This is a genomic window from Amycolatopsis sp. NPDC114505 (assembly GCF_055633615.1).
In genome coordinates this window covers 1,103,153-1,110,310 of record NZ_JBVKDV010000004.1, presented here as the reverse complement: position 1 = coordinate 1,110,310, position 7,158 = coordinate 1,103,153, and the positions used below count along the sequence as shown (strand labels likewise).

General features: G+C 72.6%; 8 protein-coding genes and 1 rRNA gene. 5 read left to right on the top strand and 4 right to left on the bottom strand.

The window, feature by feature from the left end; translation table 11 throughout:
• A 5S ribosomal RNA gene (gene rrf / locus ACZ7OU_RS42910) occupies positions 1–86 on the top strand; the annotation flags it as partial.
• A gap of 74 nt (positions 87–160) precedes the next feature.
• Here rrf and cobF read toward each other — a convergent pair.
• Positions 161–922, bottom strand: coding sequence for a precorrin-6A synthase (deacetylating) (gene cobF / locus ACZ7OU_RS42905; RefSeq protein WP_470259668.1), 762 nt, complete (start codon positions 920–922; stop codon positions 161–163).
• A 78-nt stretch (positions 923–1,000) separates the two neighbouring features.
• On the opposite strand from cobF, the gene ACZ7OU_RS42900 reads away from it, so the two are divergent.
• Genes ACZ7OU_RS42900 through ACZ7OU_RS42890 form a run of 3 tightly spaced genes read left to right on the top strand, consistent with a single transcriptional unit; the run spans position 1,001 to position 3,635 of the window.
• Positions 1,001–1,207, top strand: a complete 207-nt coding sequence (locus ACZ7OU_RS42900) for a heavy-metal-associated domain-containing protein (RefSeq protein ID WP_470245709.1) — start codon at positions 1,001–1,003, stop codon at positions 1,205–1,207.
• Between the two features lie 5 nt (positions 1,208–1,212).
• Entirely contained in the window at positions 1,213–3,297 is a 2,085-nt protein-coding gene (locus ACZ7OU_RS42895; RefSeq protein WP_470259667.1) for a heavy metal translocating P-type ATPase, read from the top strand.
• A 56-nt stretch (positions 3,298–3,353) separates the two neighbouring features.
• Entirely contained in the window at positions 3,354–3,635 is a 282-nt protein-coding gene (locus tag ACZ7OU_RS42890) for a metal-sensitive transcriptional regulator (RefSeq protein WP_125314973.1), read from the top strand.
• Here the strand turns inward: ACZ7OU_RS42890 and ACZ7OU_RS42885 are convergent.
• From ACZ7OU_RS42885 to ACZ7OU_RS42875, 3 genes are all read right to left on the bottom strand, one after another.
• Positions 3,632–4,327, bottom strand: a complete 696-nt coding sequence (locus ACZ7OU_RS42885) for a CPBP family intramembrane glutamic endopeptidase (protein ID WP_470259666.1) — start codon at positions 4,325–4,327, stop codon at positions 3,632–3,634. The genes ACZ7OU_RS42890 and ACZ7OU_RS42885 overlap by 4 nt on opposite strands.
• Positions 4,328–4,414: 87 nt before the next feature.
• The gene (locus ACZ7OU_RS42880; RefSeq protein ID WP_470259665.1) at positions 4,415–5,512 is read right to left on the bottom strand and encodes a M protein; all 1,098 of its coding nucleotides are present in this window, start codon (positions 5,510–5,512) and stop codon (positions 4,415–4,417) included.
• Between the two features lie 120 nt (positions 5,513–5,632).
• Positions 5,633–6,352: an MgtC/SapB family protein gene (locus ACZ7OU_RS42875; protein WP_470259664.1), complete on the bottom strand. Its 720-nt coding sequence runs from the start codon at positions 6,350–6,352 to the stop codon at positions 5,633–5,635.
• A 109-nt stretch (positions 6,353–6,461) separates the two neighbouring features.
• On the opposite strand from ACZ7OU_RS42875, the gene ACZ7OU_RS42870 reads away from it, so the two are divergent.
• Positions 6,462–7,127 (top strand): maleylpyruvate isomerase family mycothiol-dependent enzyme, encoded by a 666-nt coding sequence (locus tag ACZ7OU_RS42870; RefSeq protein ID WP_470259663.1) that lies wholly within the window; start codon positions 6,462–6,464, stop codon positions 7,125–7,127.
• Positions 7,128–7,158: the final 31 nt, after the last annotated feature.

Sequence of the window (7,158 nt, the reverse complement as noted above, 5' to 3'; positions counted from 1 at the left end):
GTCCCATTCCGAACCCGGAAGCTAAGCCTGATAGCGCCGATGGTACTGCAACCGAAGGGTTGTGGGAGAGTAGGACACCGCCGAACTTAATTTGGGGAAGGCCCCGGTTGAGACGTGAGTCTCCCGGGGCCTTTCTTCATGCCCGGAAACAGCCGGACGGCTACGGGGCGGGGCGCCGCAAGAGGTACGTGTCCATGATCCAGCCGTGCCGTTCCCGGGCCTCCGCGCGGACGCGGCGGATCTCGGCGGCCAGTGCCGGCGTGAGCGGACCGGAAAGCAGGATCTCGTCGGGCGTTCCGACGTACGCGCCCCAGTAGATGTGCAGACCCTCGGCCGTGAAGCCGTCGAACGTCGTGTGGGCATCCAGGAGGACGAACACGTCGTCGACGTCCGGAGGCCAGCCCGACGCCAGCCGGCGGCCGGTCGTCAGCTGGACCGACCGCCCGATCTGGTTCATCGTCGTCCGGTGGCGGGCCACCAGCGCCGAGATGCTGCTGATCCCCGGTACCACCTCGTACTCGAACGCCACCTTCCCGCGCGCCAGCACCGCCTCGATCAGCGCGATCGTGCTGTCGTACAGCGACGGGTCGCCCCACACCAGGAACGCGCCCGCCGAATCCGGCGGAAGCTCCGACAGCAGCACCTGCTCGTAGACCGCCGCCCGTGCCGCGTGCCAGTCCGCGACCGCCGCCCGGTAGTCGTCGGGCGTGCGGTCCCGGGGCGGGTCCGTCACCAGCACCACGCGGTACGGGCGGGTGACGAACCGGTCGAGGATCTCCTGGCGCAGCCGGACCAGGTCGGCCTTCTCCGCACCCTTGTCGAGCACGAAGAAGACGTCGACGCGGTTGAGCCGGTCGATCGCCTGCACCGTCAGGTGCTCCGGGTCCCCGGCGCCGATCCCGATCGCGTAGAGCTTGCGCATACCGCGAGTCTGGCGGGGGTCACGAGTGAACCCCTACCCCCGATGGGTATAAAGGGAGGGGAACGAAAGGAGCCGTTGATGACCGAAGCGAGCTACACCGTCGAGGGCATGACCTGCGGACACTGCGCCACGTCGGTCCGTGAAGAGGTCTCGGAGCTCGCCGGCGTCCGGAGCGTGGACGTCGACGTCGAGAGCGGACGCGTCACCGTGACCAGCGACACGCCGCTGCCCGCCGGCGACGTCGCCGCGGCCGTCACCGAGGCCGGCTACCGCCTGGTCGCCTGAGTCCCATGACCACCGCGCAGTCCGCAGAAAGCGTCGAGCTCGCCATCGGCGGCATGACGTGCGCGTCCTGCGCCGCCCGCGTCGAGCGCAAGCTCAACAAGGTCGGCGGCGTGACCGCGACGGTCAACTACGCCACCGAAAAGGCCCAGGTCAGCTATCCGAGCGAGCTGTCGGTCGACGACCTCAGGGCCGTCGTCGAAGCCGCCGGGTACTCCGCGCGCCTCCCCGAACCGGAAGAGCTCGACGAGACGCCCACGCTGCGCAAGCGTTTGCTCCTTTCAGTGGCGCTCACCGTTCCCCTGGTCGCGCTCGCGATGGTCCCGGCCTGGCAGTTCGACTACTGGCAGTGGGTCTCGCTCGTCCTCGCCGCCCCGGTCGTGACCTGGGGCGCCTGGCCGTTCCACCGCGCCGCCGCGGTCAACCTGCGCCACGTCACCGCCACGATGGACACGCTCATCTCGCTCGGCGTCGTCGCTTCGGTGGCCTGGTCGCTGTACGCCCTCTTCTTCGGCATGGCCGGCGAGATCGGCATGCGGCACGGGATGCCCGGCGAGAGCCTGTACCTCGAGGTGGCCGCCGCGATCACCGCGTTCATCCTGGCCGGCCGCTACTTCGAGGCCCGCGCCAAGCGCCGCGCCGGCGCCGCCCTCCGTGCGCTCATGGACCTCGGCGCGAAGGACGTCACGGTCCTGCGCGACGGCGAGGAGCGCCTGATCCCGGTCAAGGACCTCCGCGAAGGCGACGTGTTCATCGCCCGGCCCGGCGAGAAGATCGCCACCGACGGCGTGGTCACCGAAGGCGGCTCCGCGGTCGACACCAGCATGCTCACCGGGGAACCGGTGCCGGTCGAGGTCGGGCCGGGGGACGCCGTCACCGGGGCCACCGTCAACGTCGGCGGGCGGCTGTTCGTGCGCGCCACCCGCGTCGGCGAGGACACCCGGCTGGCGCGGATGGCCCGGCTCGTCGAAGCCGCGCAGAACGGCAAGGCCGAGGTCCAGCGGCTCGCCGACCGGGTCTCGGCGGTGTTCGTCCCGCTGGTCGTGTTCGCGGCGCTGGCCACGCTGGTGGTCTGGCTCGCGACCGGCGGCCGGCCGGAAGACGCGTTCACCGCCGCGGTGGCCGTGCTGATCGTCGCCTGCCCGTGCGCGCTGGGCCTCGCGACGCCGACGGCGCTGCTCGTCGGCACCGGCCGCGGTGCCCAGCTGGGCATCCTCATCAAGGGCCCCGAGGTGCTCGAGAACACGCGCCGCGTCGACACGGTCGTCCTGGACAAGACCGGCACCGTCACCACCGGCCGGATGACGCTGGTCGAGGGCGACGGCGAGGCGCTGCGGCTCGCGGGCGCCGTCGAAGCCGCGTCCGAGCACCCGATCGGCCGGGCGATCGCGGACGCCGCGAAGCAGCGTTTCGGCGTGCTTCCCGCTGTGACGGACTTCCGCAGCACCCCGGGGGTCGGCGTGACCGGCGTGGTCGAAGGACGCACCGTCAGCGTCGGGCGAGCCGGCGGCGCCATCGGGGTGACCTGGGACGGCGAGGTCCGCGGGCGCCTGGTCGTCGCCGACACGATCAAGCCGACGTCCGCGCGCGCCGTCGCCGAGCTGCGGGAACTCGGCCTCGAGCCGATCTTGCTGACCGGCGACAACGCGGGCGCGGCCCGGGCGATCGCCGCCGAGGCGGGGATCGGCGAGGTCGTCGCCGAGGTGCTGCCCGAGGGCAAGGTCGACGTCGTCAAGCGGCTGCAGGCCGAGGGCCGCGTGGTCGCGATGGTCGGCGACGGCGTCAACGACGCGGCCGCGCTCGCCCAGGCCGACCTGGGCCTGGCCATGGGCACCGGCACCGACGCGGCCATCGAGGCGAGCGACCTGACGCTCGTGCGCGGCGACCTGCGGGTCGCCGCCGACGCGATCCGCCTGGCCCGCCGCACCCTCGCCACGATCAAGGGCAACCTGTTCTGGGCGTTCGCGTACAACGTCGCGGCGCTGCCGCTGGCGGCGCTCGGCCTGCTCAACCCGATGATCGCGGGCGCGGCGATGGCGTGCTCGTCGGCCTTCGTCGTCAGCAACAGCCTCCGGCTGCGCCGCTTCCGCTGAACCCCCGGAGGGTATAGTCGGTGGCCGGGGACGCCGACGAGGGGACAGGTAGGGCGATGACGGGTTACGGCACTGAGCGCGAGGCCTATCTCAAGCGGCTGCGCCGGATCGAAGGGCAGATCCGCGGGCTGCAGCGCATGGTCGAGCAGGACAAGTACTGCATCGACATCCTGACGCAGGTCTCGGCGGCGACGAAGGCCCTGCAGTCGTTCTCGCTCGAGCTGCTCGACGAGCACCTGGCGACGTGCGTGGTCCAGGCGGCGGCGTCCGGTGGCGAGGAAGCCGACCTGAAGGTCCGGGAAGCGTCCGACGCGATCGCCCGGTTGGTGCGTTCCTAGCGCACCAGCACGGCCAGCGTGAGGCCGCCGGCGTTGGTCGTGAAGTGCACGATCACCGACGCCAGCACGCCGCGACCCGCGTGGCGCCACCAGTGCAGGAAGATCCCGGCGAGGGCCGCCGCGGTCATCGCCAGCACCTGCAGCACCACCACCGGCGTCGAGGCGAAGACGGCGTGGACCGCCGCGTTGCGGCCGACGGCGAGCGCCGGCAAGAAGTGCCACAGGCCGAACAGTGCCGCGGCGCCCAGGATCGGGGGCCAGCGCCAGCGGTCGTCGCGGGCACCCAGCAGGGCCGGGAGCACCCCGCGGAACGCCACCTCCTCGATCAGCACCGTGCCGAAGAGGATCCGTCCGCAGGTCAGCCACAGCAGCTGCCCGAAGTCGGGCGTGCCGACGCGGCCGTCCTGGTAGACCGTCCGCAGCGCCGGAACGGCCAGCGCGATGCCGAACACCACCGCGACGAGCCCGGCGCCGGCGAGGCCGACGAGCGCCGGACGGCGGAGTTCCCGGAGGCCCAGGTCCGTCCATGAGCAGCCGGCCACTTTCCCGAGGGCGACCAGGACGAGCGCGGCGACCAGGCCGCACACCGGGTAGGCCCAGCCGGGCAGCACGCGGTTGGCCAGCGTGGTCGACGCGGCGAGCGTGACGACGGCCGCGACCAGGGCGAACACCCGCCGGACGGTCCAGGTCAAGAGACGACGTCCCGTTCGCCGCCCGGCGCGATCTTCGTTCGCCTCACGGTCCGATCATGGAGGCTGCCCGGGCGGCGGGCAAGGGGGTCAGCCGACGGCGTCGGTGAGGTCCGCCGGGGAGCGTCGCTGGACGGGCACTCTCTTCGACATCGGCAGGGTGGCTTCGGGATCGAAGGGCGCGGGCCGGTCATCGAGGGCGACGGCCGCGTCGGCGAGCAGGGAGCGGCAGCCGGTGAGGCTCGCGTGGAGCTTGTCGCGGACTTCGGTGAGGGCGGTGATCTCGCGCTGGGCGGCTTCGACCAGGGATTCGCCTTGCCGGGTCGCTTCGGTGACCAGGCGTTCGGACTCGGTCTGGGCGGTGGTGACCAGCTTTTTGGCCCGGGCTTCCGCGGTGGTGACGAGGTGTTCGGCTTTGCTCTGCGCGGTGCTGACGAGGTTCTCGGCTTCGGCTCCGGCGGTGGTGAGGCGCGATTCGGCCTCGGCCACGAGCTTTTTCGCCTTGGCTTCGGCGGTGCTGACCAGCTTCGTCGCCTTCGCGTCCGCGGCCGTGACCTGGCTCTCGGCCTTGGTCTCCGCCGTCGTGACCAGCTTGCGGGCCGTGGCCCTGGCCTCCGCTTCCTGCTCGGCCAGCTCGCGCATCGCCGTCGCTCGGCGGAGCGTCATCGCGCGGGTGTGGTCCTCTTCCTGCTGGGCACGGCGGTGCGCCGCGGCCTCGTCGAGCTCGCGGCGGCGCTGCTCGGCCGCGCGCAGGAACTCCTCGTGCTCGGTGCGCCGTCGCTCGGCCTCTGCCTCGGCTTCGGCGACCAAGCGGCGTTCCTTCTCCGTGAGGCGGACCGCCTCCGCCTCGGCCTCGCGGCGTACGCGCTCGGCTGTTTCCGTTGCCCGCGTGGTGATTTCGGTCGCTTCCTCGCGGGTCAGCTCGATCATCCGGCGCGAGCGCTCCTGGAGCGCGTCCGGTTCGATCGGGGTGCGGCTGATCCGGTCGATCTTCACCCGGAGCTCACGGTTGTCCTCGGCGAGCGCGTCCGCGCGGTGCCGCGCGGTGTCGCGTTCCGCGGTGAGTCTGCGGATCTCGGCCTCGGCCCACGCGACGTACTCCGCGACCTGCGCGCGGTGAAAACCGCGCCATGCCAGGTCGAATCCGGGCACCGCGAGCGCCACGTCCTCGCCACCGCCGGGGGCCATGTCTCACCTCCGAATTGGATGGTTTCTCCTCGGCCGCACGTTTTCCTTGCGGTACCGGGGAATTCCGGGTGCACCCCAGTGTGCCGCAAACCCGCCCCCGCGCGCTGCCCGGGCGGGCGATCATTCGTCGAGCGGTTCCCCGGGACCGGTGGACGTGCTCCGGACGCCCGGCAGTTCGGCGAGCTCGGCGGCGAGGTCGTAGAGATCGCCGCGGCCGTCGAGGCGCAAGGTCACGACCGCGATCCGTTGCCCCTCTTCGGAAACAGACTCGTGATCCACGTCGACGTGGTGCACGCTCCAGCCCCGCCCGGTGCAGACGGCGAGCGCCGCGCGCAGCACGCCGTGGCCGTCGAGGTAGCTCAGCCGCACCACCGGTGGCTCGCGGCGGTGCCGCGCGACGAACCGCTGCAGTGGCGGGAAGCCGCGGGTCACCACGAAGTGCGCGATGGTCGTGCCGGCCGCGAGCACCGGCAGCCCGGCGCCGCACGCCGTGCCGACCGCGGCGGTGAGCCAGATCGTCGCGGCCGTCGTCAGGCCGCGCACGGCGTCGCGGCGGACGAAGATCAGCCCGGCGCCGAGGAAGCCGATGCCCGAGACGATCTGCGCCGCGATCCGCGACGGGTCGAGCGCGATGTGGTCGAGTGAGAGCAGGTCGGCGAAGCCGTACTTCGACACCAGCATGAACACGGCCGCGCCGACGCCGACCAGGCTGTGCGTCCGCAGCCCGGCGGCCTTCATGCCGGCTTCGCGCTCGAGCCCGATCGCGACGCTGAGCACCAGCGCGAGCAGCACCGGCGGCAACAGGTCCCACTGCGCCGACGTGGACCACAGAGTGGGCAAGATCACTACCTCCCGAAGTCTCGGTGTCGGCACGCGGGGAGACTCGCCGGTGCCGTCACCTGGGCATACTGGGCCGGAAGCCCCGATCGTGCCAGGTGAGGTGGGACGCGTGACAGCGAGTCGGCCGGCCCCGGACTTCGTGGCCTACCCGGAGGTGCGGCGCGGTGTCCGCGCGCTGCTGGGGTCCCGCGCCGACGTCCACCGGCGCCCGGTTCCGGCGTGTCCGGAGTGGACCGTCGCCGACCTGCTGGGTCACCTCACCGCGATCGCCGAGCGGGTGCTCGAGCGCCACGGCGGCACGGCCCCGGTTTCGACGGCATCGACGGTGCCGGAGCTCCTCGACCGCTGGGACGACGTCGGCGAGGACCTCGACCGGCGTCTCGCGGAGGCGGGCGGGCGCAGCGGCGAGATCATGGTGATGGACGCCTACACCCACGAGCTGGACCTGCGCGCGGCGCTCGGGGTGCCGCCGCCGGTCGAGCACGCGGCCTGGGCGCCGAGCTTCGAGGTGCTGGTCCGCGGGTTTTCGGGTTCGGTCGCCGGCCGCGGGCTGCCGGCGCTGCGGCTGCGCACCACGGGCGGCTCCGAGTGGACGGCGGGAGCGGGCCGGCCCACGGCGACCGTGACGGCTCCGGCCCACGAGCTGTACCGGGCGCTGGCCGGGCGGCGGTCATCGGCCCAGCTGACGGCACTGGAGTGGAGTGCGGCGCCGGGGCCGTGGCTGCCCGCGTTCAGCTGGGGGCCGTTCACCCCGCCGCGGTTGCCCGGGGTGTGAGCCAGGGCGGGTCGGGCTGCACGTGAGCTGC